This is a genomic window from Myroides odoratimimus (genome assembly GCF_038039805.1).
Classification (GTDB): Bacteria; Bacteroidota; Bacteroidia; order Flavobacteriales; family Flavobacteriaceae; genus Flavobacterium; species Flavobacterium odoratimimum_B.
In genome coordinates, this window is sequence record NZ_JBBPHK010000007.1 from 108,047 (window position 1) to 130,657 (window position 22,611).

Below are 22,611 nucleotides of genomic sequence, written 5' to 3' on the forward strand. Positions count from 1 at the left end.
TTACAAAATAACTATAAAATAAAGTAGTTAACAAAATATTACTTAAAAATGGTTTAACAATGTCATATTTTATTACATACATTTACAACAACATTTAAAACACAATAACATATGAAAGGATTTAAACTTTTCTTCTTACTTACAGTAGGCATCCTATTAACTTCTTGTGGGGCTAAACAAATTGCACTTAACAAACAGAGCTATCACAGTGAAAAAAAAGTAGCAGTAATCATAAATAAAACTGAACTTAAAACCATGAGACTTGGAAGTCAAGGTCTGTTAGATATAGCTGTAACACCACAAAAAAAGTATTTAAAAGCACTAAATGAAATAGACAGTATTTATAGCCCAAAAATTCATACTGCCTTAATTAACGAAGTAAAAAAGATATACGATTATACAAAAAAGAATTATCTTATTATAGATGATTCAGAGAATTTACCTACTATAATACAAAACAAGAAAGAAGTATTAGATTACAACTATATCAAGGAAACATATGAAGTAGACGAAATACAAGAAATAACTCTTCAATATGGAATAGCAATCACGTATCATGGTTTTATAGAAATAGAGAAAAAATCATTTGTCAATATTACTTCAACGATTACGAATATCGATATGAACAGTATCATTCAGCGCTATGATAAATTAACTACTGGAAAGTTAAAAGGAAAATGGCAAAATGAAAACTATGAAATTTTACAGAATTCCCTAAAAGAATGTTTAACTATAGCAAAAAGAGATTTTAACAGTCAATTTTAATCTAAATAAAAGGGTATCCATCTTAAACGGATACCCTTTCTTCTTATAAGAGGTTATAAATGACTATTTATTTACCTGCTGCAATTAAGTTTAATGCAGAACCTGCTTTAAACCATTCTATTTGACTTGCATTATATGTGTGATTAGCTTTAATCACGTCTTTAGAACCATCTGCGTGTACAAACTCTAATGACAATTGCTTACCTGGAGCGAACTCAGTTAAGTCTAAGAAGTTGATAGTGTCATTCTCTTGAATTTTATCATAATCTGCTTCATTAGCAAACGTTAAAGCTAACATACCTTGTTTCTTTAAGTTTGTTTCATGAATACGTGCAAAAGACTTCACTAATACAGCTTTTACCCCTAAGTGACGAGGCTCCATAGCAGCGTGCTCACGTGATGATCCCTCACCATAATTTTGATCTCCTACTACGATTGTCGGAATACCTGCCGCTTTATAAGCTCGCTGCACAGCAGGTACAGCTCCATACTCTCCTGTGAGTTGATTCTTAACTTTATTTGTTTCATGATTGAATGCATTCTCAGCCCCGATCAACATATTGTCAGAAATATTATCTAAGTGGCCACGGAAACGCAACCAAGGACCTGCCATAGAGATATGATCCGTAGTACATTTACCAAAAGCTTTGATCAGCAATTTAGCTCCAGTAATATTCTTTCCATCCCATGGAGTAAACGGCTCTAACAATTGTAAACGACTAGAAGTAGGATTCACATCTACTACTACATTTGAACCATCAGCAGCTGGTGCTTGATAACCTGGATCCTCTACTGCAAAACCTTTAGTTGGTAATTCATCACCTGTAGGAGGAACTAATTTTACTTCCTCTCCGTTGTCATTGATTAGCGTATCCGTGATAGGATTAAAACCTAAATCACCTGCTATAGCTAGGGCTGCTACCATTTCTGGTGAAGTTACGAAAGCATGCGTATTTGGGTTACCATCTGCACGTTTAGAGAAGTTACGGTTAAACGAGTGAACAATAGTGTTTTTCTCTTGCTTATCTGCTCCTTCACGATCCCATTGACCAATACATGGCCCGCAAGCATTTGTAAACACTTTAGTTCCCATCTTCTCAAAAGTCTCAATGATACCATCTCTTTCGATCGTATAACGTATTTGTTCAGAACCTGGGTTAATACCAAACTCAGCCTTAGGAGTGATTCCTTGAGCTACTGCTTGTTCTACAATAGAAGCCGCTCTAGACATATCTTCATAAGAAGAGTTAGTACAAGAACCTATTAATCCCCACTCTACTTTTAATGGCCATCCGTTAGCTTCTGCTTCTGCTCTCATTTTTGACACAGGAGTTCCTCTATCTGGTGTAAAAGGTCCATTAATATGTGGTTCTAATTCAGATAAGTTTATTTCTATTAACTCATCAAAGTATTTTTCTGGGTGAGCATATACTTCAGCATCTGCTGTTAAGTGCTCAGCTACCTTATCAGCTGCATCGACTACATCTTGACGACCTGTAGCAGCTAAATATCTTCTCATTGAATCATCGTATCCAAATGTAGAAGTAGTCGCTCCTATCTCAGCTCCCATATTACAGATAGTACCTTTACCAGTACATGACATAGAAGTAGCCCCTTCACCGAAATACTCTACGATAGCTCCTGTTCCACCTTTCACAGTTAGAATGTCAGCTACTTTAAGGATAACGTCTTTAGGTGCTGTCCAACCATTTAACTTTCCAGTTAATTTTACTCCTATTAATTTAGGAAACTTCAATTCCCAAGCCATACCAGACATTACATCTACTGCATCAGCTCCACCTACACCGATAGCTAACATACCTAGACCACCAGCATTAACTGTATGTGAATCTGTACCTATCATTAATCCGCCTGGGAAAGCATAGTTCTCTAGCACAATTTGGTGAATAATACCTGCTCCTGGCTTCCAAAATCCTATTCCATATTTATTAGATACAGAAGATAAAAAGTTAAACACCTCTGATGATTGGTTCTGTGCTGTTTGAAGATCTGTAGCCGCACCTACTTTTGCTTGGATTAAGTGGTCACAGTGTACTGTAGTTGGCACTGCTACCTTTTCTTTTCCAGCATGCATAAATTGCAATAAAGCCATCTGAGCTGTTGCATCTTGACACGCTACACGGTCCGGTGCAAAGTCTACATAGTCTTTACCTCTTTCAAATGATTGTGATGGTGTTCCATCCCATAAGTGAGTATATAAAATCTTTTCTGAAAGTGTTAATGGACGCCCCACTACTTCACGAGCTTTCGCTACTCGGTCAGGCATCTTATCATACACTTTTTTAATCATTTCAATATCAAAAGCCATAATAAATTTCTTTTTTTTACAATTTAAATTATTAAGACAATTTACAGTTTTTTACCTCTAATAAATTCTATATAAATGTTAAAACAATATATTTAAAATGATTCTACTTAAACAAAGTAGATTTGCAAGGAATACCCAAATGCAAAGTATAAAGACGACATGATAACAAGGGAATAGATGTGTATTTTGTTTAAATTTGAATAAATCATTGATAGTAAGAGTTACTCTAACTCCACTACTATCTAAATACACAAAACAAAACATTTAGATAAGCCAATACTATGTACAAACATCTTTTTAAAGCAGCACTAAATTGGATAGCGCCCGACAAGCAAAAAGAGTCAAACAAAAAGGTGTATGCTAAAAGCCATACCGTAAAAATAGAGGGAAAAGATATTTTAGCTATTTCAGCAGCCAAAGCTTTTAAAGGAGATCCTACCTTGCTAAATCCAGAAGATTTATTACTGAGTGCTCTTACCTCTTGCCACATGATGTCTTATCTGTACGTATGCCAACAACACAATATAGAGGTGCTTACTTACGAAGATAATTCACAAGCTACATTGGTACTAAATGATGATGGCAGTGGACGTATAACTAAAGTAGTTTTAAATCCGATAATACGCATCAAAGATGAATCGCAAAAAGAATTAGCACTACAACTGCATACCCAAGCCAATAAACTTTGCTTTATTGCTAATTCTTGCAATTTTGAAATAGAGCATCATGCCCAATGTTTCAGTTAAAATATGCATCTTATTAAAATCAAGTATATCATAAAAAAAGCGAGGTAGTCTGTATGGACTACCTCGCTTGGTATATATAAATACTATTCTAATTACTTAGTAGGAATTGGCTTAAACTTAGTTAAGTTAATTCCTTCTACTGAAGCTTTATATTCTTCGATAGTTGGTATTCTTCCTAAGATAGCAGATAATACTACTACTGGTGTAGAAGCTAATAAAGATTCTCCTTTTTTGCGTTCTGAATCTTCTACTACACGTCCTTGGAATAAACGAGTAGATGTAGCCATTACAGTATCACCTTTAGCTGCTTTCTCTTGGTTACCCATACATAAGTTACAACCAGGACGCTCTAAGTACATAATGTTTTCATACTCTGTACGAGCATTGCTTTTTGGCAACAAGTCACTGAACTCAAATCCTGAATATTTTTGTAAGTATTCCCAATCTCCTTCAGCTTTCAACTCGTCGATGATGTTGTAAGTCGGAGCAGCCACTACTAATGGAGCATTAAACTTAACTTCACCACTTTGTTTTTCAATGTTTTTAAGCATTTGAGAAACGATCTTCAAGTCGTCTTTATGTACCATACAAGAACCTACGAAACCTAAGTCAACTTTTTTGTTGTCTCCATAGTAAGAAAGCTCTCTAATTGTATCGTGTGTATAGCGTTTAGAAACATCTTCGTTATTTACATCTGGGTCAGCAATCATTGGCTCCTCGATAATATCTAAGTCAATCACTACCTCAGCATAATACTTAGCATTAGCATCTGGAGTTAAAGCTGGTTTTTCACCTGATCTAATCTCTTCGATACGCTTATTAGCCTTGTCAATCAAGCCTTGAAGCACTTGATTTTTATTATCCATACCTTTCTCAATCATGATTTGGATACGGCTTTTTGCTATTTCTAATGATTCAATTAAAGTATCGTCTTGAGAAATACAGATAGATGCTTTAGCTTTCATCTCTGCAGTCCAGTCAGTAAATGTAAAGGCTTGGTCAGCAAGAAGAGTTCCGATATGTACTTCGATAATTCTTCCTTGGAATACGTTCTCTCCTGCGAATTGTTTCAACATTTGAGATTGTGTAGCATGCACCACGTCACGGAAATCCATATGTGGTTTCATAGTTCCTTTGAAAGTAACTTTAACTGACTCTGGAATTGGCATTGAAGCCTCACCTGTAGCTAGAGCTAAAGCAACTGTTCCTGAATCCGCACCGAAAGCAACTCCCTTAGACATTCTCGTATGTGAGTCACCACCGATAATAATAGCCCAATCGTCAATTGTGATATCATTCAATACTTTGTGAATAACGTCAGTCATAGAATGGTATTCACCTTTAGGGTCACGTGCTGTAATTAAACCGAAGTCGTTCATAAACTTCATCAATTTAGGGATATTAGCCTGCGCTTTTTTGTCCCATACAGAAGCAGTGTGACATCCAGATTGGTAAGCTCCATCTACAATAGGAGAAATAACTGTAGCAGCCATTGCCTCTAACTCTTGAGCAGTCATAAGACCAGTTGTATCTTGAGACCCTACGATATTAACTTCTACACGTACATCAGATCCAGCGTGTAATACTTTTCCTGGAGCTACTCCTACTGCATTTCTATTGAAGATTTTCTCTACAGCTGTAAGTCCTTGTCCTTCCACAGAAACTTCTTTTGAAGGAGCAAATACTGTTGGAGCTGTTATACCCAATACTTTTGCTGCGAAAGTTTGAATTTTTTTACCAAACACGATAGCATAAGAACCACCTGCTTTGATAAACTCCATTTTTTGTGGAGTTAAAGCTTTAGAAATATCGATAAGCTCTTTTTCTCCGTTATAAAGTTTTTTTGTTTTTGTATTAATTGTCAATACAGTTCCTGTTGCTACAGAGTAAACTTCCTCTAAGATAGGCTCTCCTTTTTCGTTAAGGACAACTTTTCCATTTGCGTCTGTTTTCTTTACCCAGTTCTTAAGGTCAATTCCAATACCTCCTGTTACATCCACAGTCGTTAAGAAAATAGGAGAGATTCCATTTGTACCTGCTACAATTGGAGCAATATTAACGAAAGGTACATAAGGACTTGCTTGTTTACCTGTCCATAATGCTACGTTATTCACACCTGACATTCTAGAAGACCCTACTCCCATTGTTCCTTTTTCCGCGATTAACATCACGCTTTTACCAGGATGAGCTGCTTGTAGCGCTTTAATCTCTTGTTGAGCCTGAGGAGTGATCATACACTGTCCATGAAGTTCACGGTCAGAACGAGAGTGAGCTTGGTTACCTGGAGATAATAAGTCTGTAGAGATATCCCCTTCACCAGCAATGAAAGTTACTACATCTATTTTCTCAGCCACTTCAGGAAGTTTAGTAAAGAACTCTGCTTTAGCATAGCTCTCTAAGATATCCTTAGCAATAGCATTACCAGCTAAGAAAGCCTCTTTTAGACGTAATGTATCTGCATCGTATAAGAACACTTGTGTCTTAAGTACTTTAGCAGCTTCTAAAGCGATAGCTTCATCATTACCTAATGCTAAATCTAAAAGAACCTCGATAGAAGGACCTCCCTTCATATGAGATAATAATTCAAAAGCAAAAGCTGGAGTAATTTCTTTTACTACAACCTCACCTAAGATAATTTCTTTTAAAAACTTTGCTTTAACACCAGCAGCACTAGTAGTACCAGGTAAAACATTATAAATAAAAAGCTTAAGAGAATCCTCATGGTATTCGTTCTCAGCATCTTTTACTTGTGCTATAACTTCACTTAATAGTTCAGCACCGTCAATTGGCTTAGGGTTAAGCCCTTGAGTTTTTCTTTCTTCGATCTCGTTGATGTAATCCTTGTAAAGACTCATAGTTATGTCTATTTAATAAAAGGTTGAGGATAGAACCCTGTATCAACCTATACATGTTATTTAGTATTAGTTCTTTTCTAAGCTTAATCCTCACACACTCATCCTTCTTAGTTTAGATAATTATGTTTAGTTTATCACTTCGATTTTTGTCAGTACAAATTTAAGCAAACTAATTTATTTTCAAAAGTTTTTAATGAATCCTACAAATACAAAAAATATTATTTACAAACATTCTTCTTTACTGAATTAAATTCAATAGTTTTAATAAACAGAACCTCTTTTTCTGAAATTAATTAATTTTTAATGCTTAATATATCATATTACGATATTTATCCCTTAAACATAAAAAAAACGACATTCTAGCCAATTGCTAAAATGTCGTTTTCATTCTTTCAGATTATTATATTCTTATTTTTTAAGCCAATTATTACGGAATTTACAATTGCGAAATTCTCCTTGAATGTTAATATAAGCATCATTTACCTTACGAGATACCCATTTATTTACTTCTTCACCTTGCTTTTTATTTAAGGCCATATTTCTAACCTTCGTATAATCCTCTGCAAAATCAATTTTATGCTCAGCATATTTCTTATTGATTGTTACTATGCGATAGTATTTCTCTTGCTTTTGCATATCATTCTTTAATGCCACTTGAGATACTTCGCCTTCTTTTAGATTAGACACTAAGAAGTATAGTTCTCTATCTTCCATATTATTCAATTCAAAACGTGGATCTAATGATCTAGGATCTTTCATAATACCACCATTTTGTTTTGTATCCTTATCATCTGACTCACTAGCTGCTGCAGCTGCGAATGTGATTTCTTTATTCGCAATCTTCGTACGAATATTCTCTGCTCTTTTTTTAGCTTCTTCTAATGCTGCATCAGTCGGTTTTGGCTTTAATAAGATATGTCTTAGATCTAAGTGCTGTCCGCGTATCTTCTCTAAGTATATGATATGATAACCGTACTCTGACTCAAATGGCTCTGAGATCTCTCCCTCTGCCATATTAAATGCTACCTCTTTAAACTCTTTTACGAAAGGAGACTTTTTAGTGATAGAATAGAATCCTCCATTACTAGCAGACCCTCTATCATCTGTGAATAATACCGCTTTACTAAAGAAACTAGCTCCATTCTCTAACACGTCTTTCTTCATCTCATTCAGACGATCGATTACTTTTTGCTTTTGCTCTTTAGAAATCTCTGGTTTAATCACAATCTCAGCTATCTCTACCTCATCACCTACAGTTGGCAACTGATCTTTAGGAATCTCGTTAAAGAACTGACGTACTTCTTCTGGAGTGATAGTTACCTTCTCCACGATATGCTGTTGCATATTCTGTGTCAGTTTATTTTGCTTTACGATTTCGAATAATGCCTCGCGTAGCTCTTCTTCGTTCTTTTTATTATAGAACTGAATAATCTTATCTATAGACCCCACATCCTCCACCATACGGTTGATCTGTTCGTTCATAAAGCTAGTCACCTCAGCATCTGTCACCTCTAAACTGTCTTGTACAGCCTGATGAGCAAATAGTTTATCCTCTAATAGTTTTTCAAATAAATCACATCTTGATAAATCACCTGTAGGAATACGTTGTGCTTTAAGCTCTATCAACGTTTTATCAATTTCTGATTCTAAGATAATGTAATCACCTACTACTCCTACTACTCCATCTATTTTTCTACCTTGCTTAGTCTGCCCTTGCGCAAATCCTACAAAAGAAAGAGCTAGCCCTAGAGCTACCATTACCTTCTTATTAAAAAACTTCATACTTTTTATTTTTTTTAGCATCCTTTAATATATCTTCTTCGTATTGTTTTAGTAATTCCATTTTACGATCATTAATGACCATCATCTTTAGTGATTTCTTTAAATAACTAAAAGGAATTACACTTCCTCTAGATAATACTGTATTCACTTTTACAAAATAAGTACTATTTTCTTCTTCTACCTCAAAAAAGGTATTGTTTTTTAAGTAATTATCTTTGTTATTATTATTTAAGAAAGGGAGTTTCTCATATATCTGCTTCACATCCACCCATATAGAGTCATTTAGAGCATATGATTTCATATGAAGAGACATACCTTCTAATTTTTCATGATCCTCTTTTCGAGATGAGCTAAAATACTTCCTAATAGTATTATAATTAGTATTATCCTTTAAGACATTAGCATAAGACATTTTTACCAACATATCTTCTACAAGGAAATTACTCTTATACTTATCATAATACACTCTCAAGTCTTTCTCTTGAATAATGGTATCTATACTCTTCTGTACTAATTTTTCTAGATAATCCTTGATCAGCAAATCACTTTTAAATTGATCGACTAATTTATCTATTTCTTCTTTCTTATCACTAGAGAGGTTAAATTCTGCTGCATCTATCAATAACTTTTTAGTAGCCCACTTATCTATAAATCGAGTAACAATGGCTAAGCTATCCTGCTTATCAGCACTAGATGGTACGATGCCATGCACCTCATCTCTATCTAAATAAGTATCATTCACCCTTGCTACAGCATTCTCTTTAGTACCACTACTACCAATCTTATCACAAGATACCACCATAGCACCACATAACATACTCAAAAACAAGGTTCCTACTAAGCGATATTTATTCATATACTATTTCTATTTATGAAACTAATTCCCAAAAATACTTATTTTAAAATAAAGTTTTATAACCTAAGATAAGTTACTTTATAATTCTGCCTCCACTCCTTTTAAATTCCAACACACAATAATACAAATCTTTACTAAAGTACATACACTAGTTAACGAAGTATTGATAATAATTATGTAATTATTTTACATAAAGGATAACTCCTTTCCTATCTAAATATTGTATTTCAAAGTAGCTCGACTCTCTTTATTCATTGCACTATTTACGCATACCCCATCACTACTAGCTCATCTAAGGATTAGATACCAACTAAATGTATGCATCATTCTCCAAAAAACAACTTTTAATTCCGCAAAATATAAGTACTTTTGTACCTTAAATTTTTTAATAATGAGTTTTTTAAAGGAAATAGATCGTAGACGTACATTTGGTGTAATTGCTCACCCTGATGCTGGTAAGACAACATTAACTGAAAAGTTACTACTTTTTGGTGGAGCTATTCAAGAAGCTGGTGCAGTAAAAAACAACAAGATTAAAAAAGGAGCTACTTCCGATTTTATGGAGATTGAACGCCAACGTGGTATTTCTGTTGCAACTTCGGTTCTTGCATTTAATTATAAAGACAAAAAGATTAATATTCTAGATACACCTGGTCACAAGGACTTCGCAGAAGATACATTCAGAACACTGACTGCAGTAGACAGTGTTATCGTAGTAATCGACGTAGCTAAAGGGGTTGAGGAACAAACTGAGAAGCTTGTAGAAGTATGTAGAATGCGTAACATCCCAATGATCGTATTCATTAACAAACTTGACCGTGAAGGACGTGATGCTTTTGAACTAATGGATGAAGTAGAACAAAAACTTCAACTAAAAGTTACTCCTTTAAGTTTCCCTATCGGTATGGGGTATGACTTTAAAGGTATCTACAATATCTGGGAAAAGAATATCAACTTATTCAGTGAAGATAGCCGTAAGAACATTGAAGAAACAATCAATATCTCTGACTTAGCTTCTCCTGAATTAGACAAATTAGTAGGTGAAAAATCTGCTAATAACCTACGTGATGAACTAGAAATCATAGAAGGTATTTATCCAGAATTTGACAGAGAAGAATATATCAGTGGTAACCTACAACCTGTATTCTTTGGTTCTGCGTTAAACAACTTTGGGGTACGTGAGCTATTAGATTGTTTTATCCAAATCGCTCCTTCTCCTCGTGCTAAAGAATCTAGTACAAGAGTAGTAGAGCCAAAAGAAAATACGTTCTCAGGATTTGTATTTAAGATCCATGCTAACATGGACCCTAAACACAGAGACCGTCTAGCATTTATCAAGATTGTATCTGGTACATTTGAGAGAAATACTCCTTACTTACACGTAAGACAAGGGAAGAAGCTTAAGTTCTCTAGCCCGAATGCTTTCTTCGCTGAGAAAAAAGAAATCGTAGATGTATCTTATGCTGGAGATATCGTAGGGTTACACGATACTGGTAACTTTAAGATCGGAGACACACTGACTGAAGGAGAAATCATGCAGTTCACAGGTATACCAAGTTTCTCGCCTGAGCACTTCCGTTATATCAACAACGCTGATCCACTTAAGTCTAAACAATTAGAGAAAGGTATCGATCAGTTAATGGACGAAGGGGTAGCACAGTTATTCACCCTAGAGATGAATGGTCGTAAAGTAATCGGTACTGTAGGAGCCCTTCAGTACGAGGTTATCCAATACCGTTTAGAGCACGAATACGGAGCTAAATGTACGTATGAGAACTTCCCTGCTTATAAAGCATGTTGGGTACGTCCAGAAGATCCTAAAAACGAAGAGTTCAAAGAATTCAAACGTATTAAGCAGAAGTTCCTAGCTTTTGATAAATCAGGACAACTAGTGTTCTTAGCAGATAGTGAATTCTCTATCCAAATGACACAAAGTAAATTCCCTACTGTGAAACTAGCATTCACATCAGAAGAGATTAAATAGTCAATATACTATAAAATATAAAATCGCTTAAGAGATAATCTTAAGCGATTTTTTTTATAGTTCTATCTTTATTTAGAAAGTCAAAACAAGAGGTAAGCATCTGAATACTAAAAACTATGTTCTGACTTTTTGATATCTTTCATACACTAGCTACTCATCTTTTTAACACTTCGGATTTATATACATACGTATAAACTAATATCCATCGCTTCTACCACCATTCACCTCTCTCTCACTCTCTATCGGAACAAATATACACTCTATCTAGCCTAAGTATATAGTCACTCCGATAAAACTGTCTATAAAACGGAGTCACTACAGACTCATAACGGACTCACTATGGACTCAAATCGACTGAGATACAAAAAAAGCCACACCTAAGTGTAGCTTTCTATATCTTTAACAAAATCTAAGATTAGAATCTCTTCATTTGTTCTTTCATCATTTTGATTTGGTCTTTTAACATCCCTTGTTTATCAAGCTTCTGTGCTTCACTTAGAAGTTTAGTAGCTTCTAGCTTACGTCTCTTCGTCATTGCGATACCTGCTAGCTGAAGTTTAGCCATTGCTAAATCTTGATCCATGTTTAATCCAAGTTCTACAGCCTTCTTCATATACTTCTCTGAAGCATTTAAGTTAGTCTGAGAAGTCATGATTCCCATTAAGTAGTTATAATATCCATTCTGCTTACGCACTAATGCTGTCTCAGGATTCTTGATTTTATTCAACCATTTTTGGGCACCGTCAAAATCTTGTTTTCTCAATTTTAAGAAAGCTAATAAGATAAACTCATTTTTATAGTAAAGTAATATTACTAATGAAATAAGGAACAATAAGAAAATACCGTTACCAATATTACCTTCTACGAATTGCCAAACTGATACTGCGAATAATACCGCAGCGATACCTAATTTAATATATCTATGAAACATCTACTTAATAAGCTTTTATTATAAAGAACGCAAAGTTAATAATTTCTATCCATTATAAAAATAAAAGAAAGTCAAATTAAACGCCTTTACATTCCTAAATCATTATATTTTTTCTTAACTACTTTTTATCTACTCTACCTTAGAGCTGGATGATATAGTCCGCATCTATCGTCGTAAAATCGTGTACGATATAGTTGGCTCCAGTATAGTCTTGCTGTTTAGAGTTAGCACTCTTATATCCTATTACCTTAATACCTGCTGCATTAGCTGCCTTGATACCATTAGTACTATCTTCTATCACGATACAGTTATCCTTATCACTGTACTTAGCTAGTGATGCTGCCTTTAAGAATATAGCTGGGTCTGGCTTAGACTTAGGTAGATCTTCTCCACTTACGATATGTGTAAAGAACGGATACAGCCCAAAACGAGTGAACACTCTATCTATCGTACTCTTAGATGCTGATGATCCTACGATAAGTTCTATCCCTCTAGCATGTAACCCTTCTATCAAGTCGCGTACACCATCTATTAGTTCTAGATCAGGCTTGGTATCAAAAGATTCGTTAAACAACGCTCTTTTTCTCAATACCATATCCGGAATATTACCTTCTACACCATATATTTCTTTTATGCGCTCATACGTGTTCTTAGTAGAGTGCCCTGTAAAGGAATTATATACGTGCTCTGAAACTTCTATTCCCAATTCTTTAAAATGACTGTGATATGCGTAACGGTGTACCGGCTCAGTATCTACAATCACCCCGTCCATATCAAATATAACCGTCTTGATCATTTTTTTTCTGACAAAAATAATCCTTTATATCAATATACTGACTTTATTTATCTACATTTACTTCTCACATCCAAAAACAAACTATAAAATATCAAAACTCTTGTCAGACGAAATTTCACTCTTAAATCGATTACAAAATAACGACACAAAGCATGAAGCATTTCGTGAATTACTAAGCCTCTATCAGCAGCGCTTGTATATGCATATCCGTACTATAGTGTTAAATCACGATGACACTGATGATGTGCTACAAGAAGTTTTTATAAAAATCTACCAAAACATAGATACCTTTAAAGGTAATAGTCAATTGTTCTCATGGATGTATAGAATAGCGACTAATCAAGCACTAGATTTTCTAAAGTCAAAAAGTAGAAAAATGCAACTAGAAGATGATGAGCTAAATGAGTATCTAGTCAATCAGCTGGAGGCAGACAGCCTATTCGATGGTGATGAAGCAGAGCTCATTTTACAAAAGGCAATAGCATCATTACCACAAAAACAGCAACTCGTCTTCAAGATGAAATATTATGAAGATCTAGACTACCAGACTATATCAGAGATTTTAGAGACTAGTGTAGGAGCACTAAAAGCTTCTTATCATCACGCAGTGAAGAAAATAGAACTTTTTATAAAGTCAAATTAAACCTTTGTACTTTTTAATCGTCTAACTAATAAAGGAGAAGAATATGGACAATAAATATTTAAATACGAAAGATCCTAAAGATACTTTTAAAGTACCTGAAGACTACTTTGCTAATCTAGAGAGTAGAGTATTAGCTAATATTGACTCTTCTATCACCCCTACTCCTAAAATAGTACCTCTGTATAAAAACCGTTATATTTGGACCACCGCAGCAGCGGCTATTGCATTGCTATTTGGTATAAAGTTCTTCTTTTCTCCAGATTCTAATTCCTTAAATAAGGATAGTATAGAGAATTACTTAGAATACAATCAAAGTTTTTCTTTAAACAATGATATTATCAATGCATTAGATGAAGAGGACTTCAATGACCTAAAAGACAATATAGAAATAAAACAATCCCAAATAGATCATTATGTGTTATCACATATTGACATCGAGTATTACTTAAATGAATAATACAATGAAACAATTATTAAGTATTTTAATGGTGCTTATGTTTAGTGTAACTACTTATGCACAAGACAAACATGATCAGATTAGATCATTAAAAGTTGCTCATATTACAGCTGAATTAAATTTGAGCAGCGAACAAGCTGAAAAGTTCTTACCTATCTACATCGCTTATGATAAGAAGATGTCAGAACTACGACATACTAATGTATTTAAATACATCAAAAACGCAGATATACAAGACTTAAACAAACTAAGTGATAAAGAAGCGATTAAGAAAGTACAGGAGTTAATAGACTTCGAAGAGTCTTATTCTTCTGCTCGAATCAAGTTTGTAGAAGATACTAAAAAGATCATAGGTGAAAAGAAAATTCTTGTTCTAAAAAAGGCAGAAGACGACTTTAACCGTCAACTCTTAAAAAAGTATAAAGACAAGAAGTAATTCTCTTTAACTTAAAATAATACTAATCCATACCTATAAAGCCCACAAATCAACGTATATTTGTGGGCTATTTTATATATAATATAATAATGAGATTACACAGAAACCTTGTATTTACAGTTATAGACTCTATTTTAGCTATATTCAACGATGGTGAGTATGCAGATAAAATGGTAGCTAGAGCCTTGAAAAAAGATAAACGCTGGGGAAGCGCTGATAGAAAATTCGTAGCTGAGACTATCTATGAAATCGTAAGATGGAGAAGACTATATGCTGAAATAGCAGAAGTAAAAGACCCTATAAACAGAGATGACGCTTGGAGAATATTCGCTGTTTGGGCTGTACTTAGAGGTTATACATTGCCGGACTGGAAATACTTCGAAAACACACCTGCAAGACGTATCAAAGGTAGATTCGACGAATTAAATAAAACACGTAAGTTCAGAGAGTCTATTCCTGACTGGATGGATGAACTAGGTGTGAAAGAATTAGGTGAAGAAAAATGGACAAAAGAACTTGCTGCTCAGAACAAACAAGCTAGCGTGATCTTACGTGTGAATACTTTAAAAACAACTAGACAAAAACTATATGGTATTCTGATGGATCTAGATATAGAGACTATCTTACCTGAAGAATATCCTGATGCATTAATTCTTAAGGAAAGAGCAAATGTATTTATGACAGATGCTTTTAAAGAAGGATTGTTTGAAGTACAAGATGCTTCTTCACAGTTAGTAGCTAGATTGTTAGATGTAAAACCTGGAATGCGTGTAGTAGATACATGTGCTGGTGCAGGTGGTAAGACACTACACTTAGCTTCTCTTATGGAGAACAAAGGACAAATCATAGCAATGGATATCTATGAGAGCAAACAAAAGCAACTAAAGATCAGAGCTAAACGAAATGGAGCTTTTAATATAGAGTACAGAATCATAGAAGGTACTAAAACGATTAAAAAACTACATGACAAGGCTGATCGTCTATTAATAGATGCACCATGTAGTGGATTAGGAGTATTAAAAAGAAACCCTGATAGCAAGTGGAAGCTTAGACCTGAGTTCGTAGAAGAAATTAAGCAAGTACAGGAGCAAGTATTACAAGATTATTCTAAGATACTTAAAGCTGGTGGTAAGATGGTATATGCTACCTGCTCTATTCTTCCTTCTGAAAATGAACTACAGATAGAAAAGTTCTTAAAATCAGATGCTGGTAAAGACTTTAAACTGATCGAAGATCATAAAATTCTATCTAGTGAGTCTGGTTTTGACGGATTCTACATGGCTTTATTAGAGAAAAAATAAACCTATCGATAACAAAAGCCTGTTTTACCTTAAAACAGGCTTTTTACTTATATACTCCTTTTGATATTTCTGACGTATGAAAACCAACTTCCTTATAGCCTCAATATCTCTTTTAGTACTTACGCTAGGTGCATGTGATAAAAAGAGTAATACAGACTTTACCCCTATTTACTCAACAGGAGAAGTCCTTACTACTGATATTAAAGCCACTGAAAAAAGTAAGGCTACTACCACTGGTATTTTCTCTATTCCTGCGTCTGAACAAGATTATTACCAAGGAGTAGATTTCACTAAAACAGGTCTAGCGCTAAAACAAGAGCTAACAGAACTAAGCACTCGTCAACACGTAAGAGAATTAAGCTATAAAGAAATATGGGAAGCTACCAAAGCAACTGACCTAACACCTGAAGGTAATGAAGTGTATCTACTATATGGTCATAAAGGAGTGCGCTCAGGAACCACAGCATATACTAGAGGTAAACAGAGTAATGGTGGTGGACAAGGACAATGGAACAGAGAACACACTTATGCTAAATCACTAGGTACCCCTAATCTAAACGAAGCTGGCCCAGGAGCAGATGCACATCATCTAAGAGCTGCAGATGTGAAATGGAATAGTATTAGAGGAAATAAACCATTTGCACAAGGTAGTGGTCCTTCTAAGCTAATAGGAGATTACTGGTATCCTGGCGATGAATGGAAAGGAGATGTGGCACGTATGATGATGTATATGTATATCCGTTATGAGAATAGATGTATCCCTAAGTATACTCCTAAAGGAAATAATGGAAGAAATGCTGGTGTAGTAGTAGGCACTTCTAATAAAATAGATCCAAATATGATTAATCTATTGCTAGAATGGAATGCTGAAGATCCTGTCTCTGAAATCGAGAAATATAGAAATGAGTATCATGCTAACACAAAGAATAAATATGCTCAGGGAAATAGAAACCCTTTTATAGACAATCCGTATCTAGCCACTCAAATCTGGGGTGGCCCAGAAGCAAAAAATCATTGGGCAAAAAAGTAACTTTACAATTTTAGATACATTATAAGGACAATCTGACGGATTGTCCTTTTTTTTGGCCTTCTATCTGCCTTATCCCTCTAAAAATGCCTCACTAATTAATACTAAAAAACCTAAAAAAATAGAGTTCTTCTCATACTGACAATAAATAACAATATCATACTTCCTCTTTTTGCGTATATACATGAATATTCATAAACTATCTGTATCAACTAAACTTAGAAAAGAGAATAAGTTAACTTGCAAACTAATAGAATAGCGCAATAATTATTCATTCTATTGTAAAAAAACAGAATAATAAATCACTTACCAAACATGAAAAAAACATTACTTGTATTAGCAGGATTAGCCTTCTTCGCTACTTCTTGTACGAAAGATCCTATTATTACCGACCCTACTGAGTCTACAGAAAAGCCTGGTAATGGCGGAGGAGAAAAACCTGATGAAGGAGGAAATATCACTCCTAATCCTGGAGACTACATCATCCCTGCTCAATACCAACAGTATTACAGCAAGCTAGACTTCACTAAAGAAGGAACACAACTAAAACAACAGTTAGCAAAACTAGTGAAAGATACACATATCCCACAGAGTTATACACCTGGTATCTGGGAAGCTACAGAATTCACTGATCAAGATCCAGATAATAAAGATAATGTTCTTCAGATATATGGTTGGTCTGCTAAAGATGCTAAGGATGATATCACTAAAATGAGATCTGTCCCAAAAGAACATAAAAATAATGGTACGAACCCTTCGATACCAATTACTTCTAAATGGGAAAGAGAACACGTATTTGCTAAAGCATTAGCTGTAGATAAAGCTAAAAACCAAAAAGCCTTAACAACTACATATTCTGATGATAAACCAACAGCAATAGAAGATATCGCAGGACATGATGCACATCACTTACGTGCTATCAATAGATCTACAAACTCATCTAGAAGTAATCACAAATTTGTAGATGGTAATGGGAATTCAGTTAAAAAAGGGAATTACTGGTATCCTGGTGATGAATGGAAAGGTGATGTAGCTCGTATGATGATGTATATGCATATCCGCTATGAAAACGAAAATGGAGGAGGATATACTAAAGCTACTAAAGTAGGAATGCCTATGGACGCTAAAGCTGGCGTATTAAGCGATGAAATGATTGACTTATTCTTAAAATGGAATGCAGAAGATAAGGTATCGGAGATAGAGAGAAGACGTAATGAATATCATGGTAATCCTAATAATCCTAACTATAGATATTCTCAAGGTAACCGTAACCCATTCATTGACAACCCTGAATTAGCTAATCGCATCTGGGGTGGCCCTAAGGCAGAAAACAAATGGAGTAAATAACAAAACCCTATTATAAATAAAAGCTGGAAGTCAGTAGATGATTTCTAGCTTTTTTTATTATATCTAGTATCTACACTATCCTATTAATTCAATTCTTCTTCACAGTCTTAGATTAATTCTACAACTAGACAATAAAAAGCTCAATCATGAATAGAGACTATCTTGTATTGTTTCTTTTATACATCACTATCAAATATTTTTGAATAAAGCCATAAAAAAACCAATGCTTATCACATTGGTTCTATCGTTTATTATTTAAATTAATATTCTATTCAATTGCTTTTTTGCTTTGTACTTTAGCCTTTATAAACTCGTACACAATAGGCAATACAGACACTACGATAATCAGAAGTACAATTTTAGAGAAATTATCTTTTACAAGAGGTATATTACCCAAGAAATATCCTGCTAGAGTAAGTCCTACTACCCACGCTATCCCTCCTACTACATTATAAGTCATAAATATTCCATATCTCATCTTTCCAATACCAGCTACAAAAGGGGCTAATGTACGAACTATAGGGACAAATCGAGCAATAACGATGGTGCGCTCTCCATACTTCTCATAAAAAGACTGTGTCTTATCTAGATGCTCTTGTTTCACTACTTGTTTACCAAACAACTTAAATTCTGTCAGACGCATTCCTACTTTTCGTCCGAGATAATAGTTTAAAGAGTCTCCAGTAATGGCTGCTACTAAAAGAATTGCAATGGTTAATACTATATTCAGTTCATCTGACTGAGCTACTAACATTCCTGTTGCAAAGAGAAGTGAATCACCAGGTAAAAATGGCATGACCACTAATCCAGTCTCAACAAAAATAATTAAAAATAAAATAACGTATAACCACGTTCCGTATTGCTCTATAAAGATGTGCAAATACTTATCAATGTGAAAAAGATAATCTAATAGTTCCATACCCTCAAAGATATATATCAAAACAATTTCTAAAAGAAATTTCACAAAATTATAACAATGTGTATCTTTTTGAGAAACCACACAAAAACATAGCCCTATACTTTATTTAAAATACAAAAAATAGTGCAAGAAACTTCATTTACCCTTATTCTATCCTCTATAAAAAGTACTTTATAACAGGAAACTGGTGAGAATAAAAATATTTCAAAAAAATGAAAAAATATTTCTACAGTAAACTTTTCATTCTAAACAGGTTAAACTAATCGTGTCATTTATTTTAAAAATATCTATTCAAAACAGTTTGGAGAACCCATAAATACTACTATATTTGCACTCGCAATACGGAAGTAATGCAGACCAAAAATGGCGAGGTAGCTCAGTCGGTTAGAGCGCAGGATTCATAACCCTGAGGTCACGGGTTCAACTCCCGTCTTCGCTACAAGGCAAAAGGACATCTTAATTAAGATGTCCTTTTTTATTTGGTTTATTTTGGACACTTTCCGTCATTATCATTTTAATTAAGTAATTTTGTCATAACAGAAACAATAAAACATAATTACCAATGATTAAAAGATTTAGTATAATACTATGTCTTGCTATATTATCTTTTTCTTGCTCAAAAGAAGATAATACTATAATAGACAAACCTACTTCACCAGTAGATCCTACACCTCCAGTTGTAGTTCCTCCTATTGGCAATGATAAAGACATACCTGATCCTAAAACTTTCAAAATCCCTTCAGAATATAGTGATTACTATAAAAGCATCGATTGGTCTAAAAAGGGAATGGAACTTAAAAAAGAACTAGCTAAGTTAATTACACAAACACATCATCCAATACCCTATACACCAGGTGTATGGGAAGCAATAGAATACACAGATCAAGATCCTGACAATCCTAACAATGTTCTCCTTATTTATGGATGGCCAGATAAGGATGCTAAAAATGTTATACATAAAAGATCTATGCATAAAACTAGTAAAAGTAGTGGCAATGGAAGTAATAGAGATTATAGTTGGGAACGTGAACACGTTTTTGCAAAATCTCTTGCTGTTGTAAAAAACACTAAACAAACTGCTTTAATTGCGAATGTTAAATCTAACTATATTGGGACATCTATTCCTGAAATTGCTGGAACAGATGTTCATAACCTACGATCTATAAATGGAACATGGAATAATACAAGAGGCAATAAGAAATTTGCTGATGGGCATGGTAATTCTGGACCAGTTGGTTCTTATAATTGGTATCCAGGAGATGATTGGAAAGGTGACGTGGCACGTATGATGCTATATATGCATATTCGCTACGAAAGTAATAAAAACGAACCTGATTTTGATAGATATACGAATGCTAGTAAAGTAGGTATACCTATCAACTCTAGAGCTCCTCTTACAGATAGTATGATTGACTTATTCCTAAAGTGGAATGCCGAAGATCCTGTAGATGAAATAGAAAGAAGAAGAAACGAATATCATGGCAATCCTCAAAACCCTGAATTTCGTTATGCTCAAGGAAATAGAAATCCTTTTATAGATAACCCAAGCTTAGCTAATGTCATATGGGGTATGCCTATCTATATAGCAGAAAACACATGGAAATAATATCATAAAAAAACGACTATCATAGCTTGATAGTCGTTTTTCGTTTATTTCTTCTTTTCAAACATAAGTTCTTTTACCTTCTCTTTATCTTCTTTCTCTTTATCTAAGTCGAACATTGTTCCAAATACTCGATCCCAAAAGGTATTACTTACACCGAAGCCCATTTCTTCATCTTTATAGTGATGCAAATGATGGTTTCGCCACAGTGGTTTCATAAACTTAAAAGGTGGTGCAAATGCATGAATAGCATAGTGCATTGATGCATATAATAAATATCCTATTATAAAACCTGGATAAAAACCAAATGTATATCTTCCCATGATCAGATAATGCAATCCAAAAAGTACAGAAGCTAATATAATACTAGGCACAGGAGGCATAAATAATCGCTGTCTATCACGAGGATAATGGTGATGATTGCCGTGCATAATATAAGCAAATCTCTGTGCATTTGGCTTATCACTTATTAAATGAAAGATATAACGATGAGCTAAATATTCAAAAAAAGTCCAGAATATCATTCCTCCAAAGAATAGAAGAATAAGATTCTGGACTGATAAATTGTGATCTGTATATCCTAAACATACTATATATGATAATACAGGTATATACATCCCCCAAATAACTGCAGGATGTCCCTTAGTAAGCATTTCTAAATAAGGATTCTTAAATAATCTAGCCTGACCCTTATTGTGGATTTTATCAAATTTCATAACTACATTAACTTAATTAAAGCTAATATAATTATTTTTTACCACTTAATAATAACACTCCCCCAAGTAAATCCACTTCCAAAAGCTGCTAATACAACTAAATCGCCTTCTTTAATCTTACCTGCTTCCCAAGCTTCTGTTAGAGCTATTGGCACAGAGGCTGCAGTTGTGTTTCCGTATTTTTGGATATTATTAAATACTTGGTCATCTGATAGACCAAACTTCTGCTGAATAAATTGAGAAATTCTCAAGTTAGCTTGATGAGAAATTAACATATTAATATCTGACACTTGTAGACCATTTGCTTCTAATCCTTCATTAATCACCTCACTAAAACGAACTACTGCATTTTTAAACACAAACTGTCCATTCATATGAGGAGTATAACTAACGTCATCAGGATCGTTATCCTTTAAAATATCTGTTACCCATCTACCTCCCATTCCTGGTGCTAATAAGGCTAATTCTTCTGCATGTTCTCCTTGTGAGTGGATATGTGTAGATAACAAACCTTGTTCTTCATTCTCAGAACGAGTCAATACTGCTGCCCCAGCTCCATCTCCAAAAATAACAGAAACTCCTCTACCTCTGGTAGTCATATCTAAACCTGTAGAGTGCACTTCAGACCCTACCACAAGTACGTTTTTATACATCCCTGTTTTAATATACTGATCTGCTATAGATAAAGCATAGATAAAACCTGAACACTGTGCACGAATATCTAATGCCGCAACGGTATTTAATCCTAATTCACGTTGTAACATTACTCCTGGTCCTGGAAAATAATAATCTGGGCTCAAAGTAGCAAATACGACAAAGTCAATATCCTTTGCTTCTACTCCTGCTCTCTGCATCGCTATACGAGCAGCCTTTACTCCCATTCCAGAAGTTGTATCTTCTTCTAATGCTTTATGTCTTCTTTCATGTATACCTGTTCTCTCTACAATCCATTCATGGTTAGTATCCATTATCTTCGCCAGGTCGTCATTGGTCACTACATTCTCAGGAACGTAATAACCTAATCCGCTTATTTTTGATCTAAACATTTTTAAAAAAATTGGTTTACGAGCTACAAAAATACACTAATAACTAAAAACTTAAACATTTTTGCCATAAAA

19 protein-coding genes and 1 tRNA gene are annotated in these 22,611 nt (G+C 34.4%); 11 read left to right on the forward strand and 9 right to left on the reverse strand.

What is annotated here, in order from left to right; genetic code table 11:
• Nucleotides 1-111 precede the first annotated feature (111 nt).
• Complete coding sequence (locus AABL85_RS07720) at nucleotides 112-765, forward strand: hypothetical protein (RefSeq protein ID WP_286419265.1); 654 nt, start codon at nucleotides 112-114, stop codon at nucleotides 763-765.
• Nucleotides 766-832: 67 nt separating this feature from the next.
• On the opposite strand, the gene AABL85_RS07725 is transcribed toward AABL85_RS07720, so the two are convergent.
• The gene (locus AABL85_RS07725) at nucleotides 833-3,094 is read right to left on the reverse strand and encodes an aconitate hydratase (protein WP_341309705.1); all 2,262 of its coding nucleotides are present in this window, start codon (nucleotides 3,092-3,094) and stop codon (nucleotides 833-835) included.
• A gap of 281 nt (nucleotides 3,095-3,375) precedes the next feature.
• On the opposite strand from AABL85_RS07725, the gene AABL85_RS07730 reads away from it, so the two are divergent.
• Nucleotides 3,376-3,840 (forward strand): OsmC family protein, encoded by a 465-nt coding sequence (locus tag AABL85_RS07730; RefSeq protein ID WP_341309706.1) that lies wholly within the window; start codon nucleotides 3,376-3,378, stop codon nucleotides 3,838-3,840.
• A gap of 92 nt (nucleotides 3,841-3,932) precedes the next feature.
• Here AABL85_RS07730 and AABL85_RS07735 read toward each other — a convergent pair whose 3' ends face one another.
• From AABL85_RS07735 to AABL85_RS07745, 3 genes are all read right to left on the reverse strand, one after another.
• On the reverse strand, nucleotides 3,933-6,695 hold the full coding sequence (locus AABL85_RS07735) for a bifunctional aconitate hydratase 2/2-methylisocitrate dehydratase (RefSeq protein ID WP_131540688.1): 2,763 nt from the start codon (nucleotides 6,693-6,695) through the stop codon (nucleotides 3,933-3,935).
• A gap of 408 nt (nucleotides 6,696-7,103) precedes the next feature.
• Nucleotides 7,104-8,477, reverse strand: coding sequence for a peptidylprolyl isomerase (locus tag AABL85_RS07740; protein ID WP_131540687.1), 1,374 nt, complete (start codon nucleotides 8,475-8,477; stop codon nucleotides 7,104-7,106).
• Nucleotides 8,464-9,333 (reverse strand): hypothetical protein, encoded by an 870-nt coding sequence (locus AABL85_RS07745; RefSeq protein ID WP_341309707.1) that lies wholly within the window; start codon nucleotides 9,331-9,333, stop codon nucleotides 8,464-8,466. Before AABL85_RS07745 ends, AABL85_RS07740 begins: the two co-directional genes overlap by 14 nt.
• A gap of 391 nt (nucleotides 9,334-9,724) precedes the next feature.
• Here AABL85_RS07745 and AABL85_RS07750 point away from each other — a divergent pair, with 391 nt between their 5' ends.
• Nucleotides 9,725-11,317, forward strand: a complete 1,593-nt coding sequence (locus AABL85_RS07750) for a peptide chain release factor 3 (protein WP_131540685.1) — start codon at nucleotides 9,725-9,727, stop codon at nucleotides 11,315-11,317.
• A 415-nt stretch (nucleotides 11,318-11,732) separates the two neighbouring features.
• Here the strand turns inward: AABL85_RS07750 and AABL85_RS07755 are convergent, their stop codons facing one another.
• Both AABL85_RS07755 and AABL85_RS07760 read right to left on the reverse strand, forming a co-directional pair.
• On the reverse strand, nucleotides 11,733-12,248 hold the full coding sequence (locus AABL85_RS07755) for a DUF2892 domain-containing protein (protein ID WP_286416944.1): 516 nt from the start codon (nucleotides 12,246-12,248) through the stop codon (nucleotides 11,733-11,735).
• A 139-nt stretch (nucleotides 12,249-12,387) separates the two neighbouring features.
• A complete protein-coding gene (locus AABL85_RS07760; protein WP_131540683.1) occupies nucleotides 12,388-13,044 on the reverse strand; it encodes an HAD family hydrolase in 657 nt (218 codons plus the stop codon).
• A gap of 100 nt (nucleotides 13,045-13,144) precedes the next feature.
• Between AABL85_RS07760 and AABL85_RS07765 the strand changes: the two genes are divergently transcribed.
• The 6 genes from AABL85_RS07765 to AABL85_RS07790 all read left to right on the forward strand — a co-directional run bounded on the left by AABL85_RS07765 (nucleotide 13,145) and on the right by AABL85_RS07790 (nucleotide 18,255).
• Nucleotides 13,145-13,687 carry an RNA polymerase sigma factor gene (locus AABL85_RS07765; RefSeq protein WP_341309708.1) on the forward strand — a complete coding sequence of 181 codons (543 nt, stop codon included), beginning with the start codon at nucleotides 13,145-13,147 and terminating at the stop codon, nucleotides 13,685-13,687.
• A gap of 43 nt (nucleotides 13,688-13,730) precedes the next feature.
• Complete coding sequence (locus AABL85_RS07770; RefSeq protein WP_131540681.1) at nucleotides 13,731-14,144, forward strand: hypothetical protein; 414 nt, start codon at nucleotides 13,731-13,733, stop codon at nucleotides 14,142-14,144.
• Between the two features lie 4 nt (nucleotides 14,145-14,148).
• A complete protein-coding gene (locus AABL85_RS07775) occupies nucleotides 14,149-14,580 on the forward strand; it encodes a hypothetical protein (protein ID WP_131540680.1) in 432 nt (143 codons plus the stop codon).
• Nucleotides 14,581-14,669: 89 nt separating this feature from the next.
• Complete coding sequence (locus tag AABL85_RS07780; protein WP_006263112.1) at nucleotides 14,670-15,881, forward strand: RsmB/NOP family class I SAM-dependent RNA methyltransferase; 1,212 nt, start codon at nucleotides 14,670-14,672, stop codon at nucleotides 15,879-15,881.
• Between the two features lie 76 nt (nucleotides 15,882-15,957).
• The gene (locus AABL85_RS07785) at nucleotides 15,958-16,911 is read left to right on the forward strand and encodes an endonuclease I family protein (RefSeq protein WP_341309709.1); all 954 of its coding nucleotides are present in this window, start codon (nucleotides 15,958-15,960) and stop codon (nucleotides 16,909-16,911) included.
• A 312-nt stretch (nucleotides 16,912-17,223) separates the two neighbouring features.
• Entirely contained in the window at nucleotides 17,224-18,255 is a 1,032-nt protein-coding gene (locus AABL85_RS07790) for an endonuclease I family protein (RefSeq protein ID WP_341309710.1), read from the forward strand.
• Nucleotides 18,256-18,523: 268 nt separating this feature from the next.
• On the opposite strand, the gene AABL85_RS07795 is transcribed toward AABL85_RS07790, so the two are convergent.
• Nucleotides 18,524-19,174 (reverse strand): DedA family protein, encoded by a 651-nt coding sequence (locus AABL85_RS07795; protein WP_341309711.1) that lies wholly within the window; start codon nucleotides 19,172-19,174, stop codon nucleotides 18,524-18,526.
• A 365-nt stretch (nucleotides 19,175-19,539) separates the two neighbouring features.
• Between AABL85_RS07795 and AABL85_RS07800 the strand changes: the two genes are divergently transcribed.
• A tRNA-Met gene (locus tag AABL85_RS07800) sits at nucleotides 19,540-19,613 on the forward strand.
• A 123-nt stretch (nucleotides 19,614-19,736) separates the two neighbouring features.
• Complete coding sequence (locus tag AABL85_RS07805) at nucleotides 19,737-20,780, forward strand: endonuclease I family protein (protein ID WP_131540676.1); 1,044 nt, start codon at nucleotides 19,737-19,739, stop codon at nucleotides 20,778-20,780.
• Nucleotides 20,781-20,824: 44 nt separating this feature from the next.
• Here AABL85_RS07805 and AABL85_RS07810 read toward each other — a convergent pair whose 3' ends face one another.
• A complete protein-coding gene (locus tag AABL85_RS07810) occupies nucleotides 20,825-21,493 on the reverse strand; it encodes a sterol desaturase family protein (protein WP_341309712.1) in 669 nt (222 codons plus the stop codon).
• A 38-nt stretch (nucleotides 21,494-21,531) separates the two neighbouring features.
• Entirely contained in the window at nucleotides 21,532-22,539 is a 1,008-nt protein-coding gene (locus tag AABL85_RS07815) for a beta-ketoacyl-ACP synthase III (protein WP_341309713.1), read from the reverse strand.
• Between the last annotated feature and the right edge of the window lie 72 nt (nucleotides 22,540-22,611).